The organism is Faecalimicrobium dakarense (assembly GCF_000499525.1).
Taxonomy (GTDB): Bacteria; Bacillota; Clostridia; order Peptostreptococcales; family Peptostreptococcaceae; genus Faecalimicrobium; species Faecalimicrobium dakarense.
Window position 1 is genome coordinate 1 of record NZ_HG529341.1, and the last position, 2746, is coordinate 2746.

A 2746-nucleotide genomic window follows, 5' to 3' on the forward strand; every position below is an offset into this window, starting at 1 on the left:
CTTTAGCTCTCTTAGCTATTTTTAATTTTCCTTCTGTTGCTCCGTATTCTGCTTCTACTCTTGCTTTTAAGTTAGCTTGAGTATCAGCTACTACTACTTCCCCTAATAATTCAGCAAATTTAGCTGCATGTTCTGCTTCTTCAAATGCTATTCTTTTGTAAGCTTCTGCTACTTCTGGGTATCCTTCTCTATCTGCTTGACGGCTCATTGCTAAGTACATTCCTACTTCTGTACATTCTCCAACAAAGTTTGCTCTTAATCCTTCTAATACTTCTTCGTCTACTCCTTGAGCTGCCCCTATTCTGTGCTCATCAGCCCAAACCATTTCACCTTTCATTTCTTCAAACTTTTCAGGTCCTACCTTACATACTGGACATAGCTCTGGTGCTGTTTCCCCCTCATGTATATATCCACATACTGTACAAACAAATTTTTTCATAATTATTCCCTCCTAATATTTATATAAATTTTAATTTTATTTTCATTGTCTAAATTGTTATAACTTATATATACCCTAGGTTATATACCTTAAACAATAAATTTAAAATTATTTTTAACTATAAAAATGGTAACATTTTCCCATCTCCTATATTTTACCATTTATTATATATTTATCAATACATATGAAGATCATTTTTAAATATATTGTCTTAATATAAAATGTAATTATATATCTAGTCAATATTTGTATCTATTTCTTCCATATTTTCAATACACTCTAACTCTTTTATATAATTATCTCTCCTTTTTAAAAATGATAATTTAGTCTCTGCCATTATAATTGATGTAAAAATTAATAAACTCCCTGCTACTATTTTAAATGTAACTTGATCATTTAATAGTATTATTGAAAATAATGTACCAAACACTGCTTCTGTTGAAAGTATTATAGCTGTTTTAGTTCCTGAAACTTTCTTTTGACATATAGTTTGCATTAAAAATGCTATAGTCGTACTAAATAATGCTAAATATAATACCCCTAAATACCCACTAGGCTGCGCATATATTTTTATCTCTCCTATAAAAACTTGGACTATTAATGATAATACAAAAGCTACACTAAATTGTATTGCCGTTAGAATTATAGGATCTTTATTTATTGCAAATTCACTTGTAAAAAATATATGACCTGCAAATCCAAATGCACAAATCAGCGTTAGAAAATCTCCAAAATTAATAGAAAAATCTGCTTCTAAAGATAAAATTCCTATGCCTATAAGAGTAATTATGCTACTTATTATACCAATTTTATCAAGTTTTCTTTTATAAATTATATATCCTATAAAAGGTACTATAACTACATTAGCTGCAGTTATAAATGCATTTTTAGATGGCGTTGTATATAATAGCCCAAAAGTTTGCACTGCAAATGCTATAAATAAAAAAATTCCTAACAAACTCCCCTTTTTTATTATATCCTTATCTATATTTTCCTTAATTCGTTTAAAAAATATTATATTTAATAAAATAGATGCTATAAAAAATCTTAACGTTATTAGTTGTATTGGTGTAAATCCTCCATCTAACGCAAATCTAGTTCCTACAAACCCACTTCCCCATATAATAGCAATTAACACTAATCCTATTTCACCAATATATTTTTTCAATATAATCCCTCCTTACAATTATTTATATATAAATGCATCAGCACAGTAAGTCTTATATGTAATTTTACAAATTTTACCACACTTAATTATGTGCCTTTAAAATGCACTCTAAATATATTATAGCAGTTTACATAACTTAAAGTTTTGATAAATTAATTATTTTTATTACAACATTGTTATTTTACTTAATGTATATTTTTAGCTATAATTGTCTATAGAAATTAGATTGGATTTGATGAAAAAAGGGAGATTGTAAGTTATGTTATCTAAAAAAGCAAAAAACAAGAAAAAAATAGCAATAATCACTGGTGTTGCAGTATTAGTAATAGGGGTCGGGTCTATTGTCTGGGCTGATATGGCTAAGAAAAAAGAAGAAAGAGAAATAGCTAAACGTAAAGAAATTCAAAGATTAGAACAAATTGAAAGAGAAAAAAATGAACCTATAGTCGGAGCAAAAAAAGACTCTGTTAAAAAATATGGATATGATGCAAGTGTAGTATGGGAAAAATTGGATAGCTATGACTATTCTAATAATGGTGAAAAAGTTGTATTTCTTACATTTGATGATGGACCATCTACTACTAATACTCCTAAAGTATTAGACACTTTAAATAAATATGGAGTTAAAGGTACGTTCTTTATTAAAGGTGATTCACTAGAAGTAAAAGGTGCTAATGAAATATTAAAAAGAACTTTTGATGAAGGTAATGCAATAGCTCACCATTCATATACGCACGATTATAAAAAACTATATCCTAATAGAAGTTTAAATTTAAATACTTTTACTGATGAAATTGATAAAACTACTGAAGCTATGCAAAAAGTTTTAGGAGAAAAATTCACTTCAAATGTTTTAAGATGTCCTGGTGGATATATGTCTTGGAAAAATATGCAACCACTTAAGGATCATCTAAAAGGTAAGGGTATGTCATCTATTGATTGGAACGCTTTAAACGCTGATGCTGAAGGTAAAAAGAAAAATGCTCAAGAATTATATGATTATGCTGTAAAGTCTTCTCAAGGTCAAGAAATGGTCGTTCTTTTAATGCATGATACTTATGGAAAAGAAGAAACTGTAAAAGCACTAGATATGATAATACCTTATTTTAAAGAAAATGGATATCAATTTAAAATATTAG

Annotated in this window: 3 protein-coding genes; 1 reads left to right on the forward strand and 2 read right to left on the reverse strand. The window is 28.0% G+C overall.

The window, feature by feature from the left end; all coding sequences use genetic code 11:
- Both BN899_RS09710 and BN899_RS09715 read right to left on the reverse strand, forming a co-directional pair.
- Positions 1-439, reverse strand: a 439-nt coding sequence (locus tag BN899_RS09710; protein ID WP_042274955.1) for a rubredoxin-like domain-containing protein, incomplete at its 3' end; no start/stop codon positions are given.
- Between the two features lie 235 nt (positions 440-674).
- A complete protein-coding gene (locus BN899_RS09715; RefSeq protein ID WP_042274956.1) occupies positions 675-1607 on the reverse strand; it encodes a DMT family transporter in 933 nt (310 codons plus the stop codon).
- 259 nt (positions 1608-1866) lie between these two features.
- On the opposite strand from BN899_RS09715, the gene BN899_RS09720 reads away from it, so the two are divergent.
- A partial coding sequence (locus BN899_RS09720; protein ID WP_042274957.1) for a polysaccharide deacetylase family protein occupies positions 1867-2746 on the forward strand: 880 nt, incomplete at its 3' end.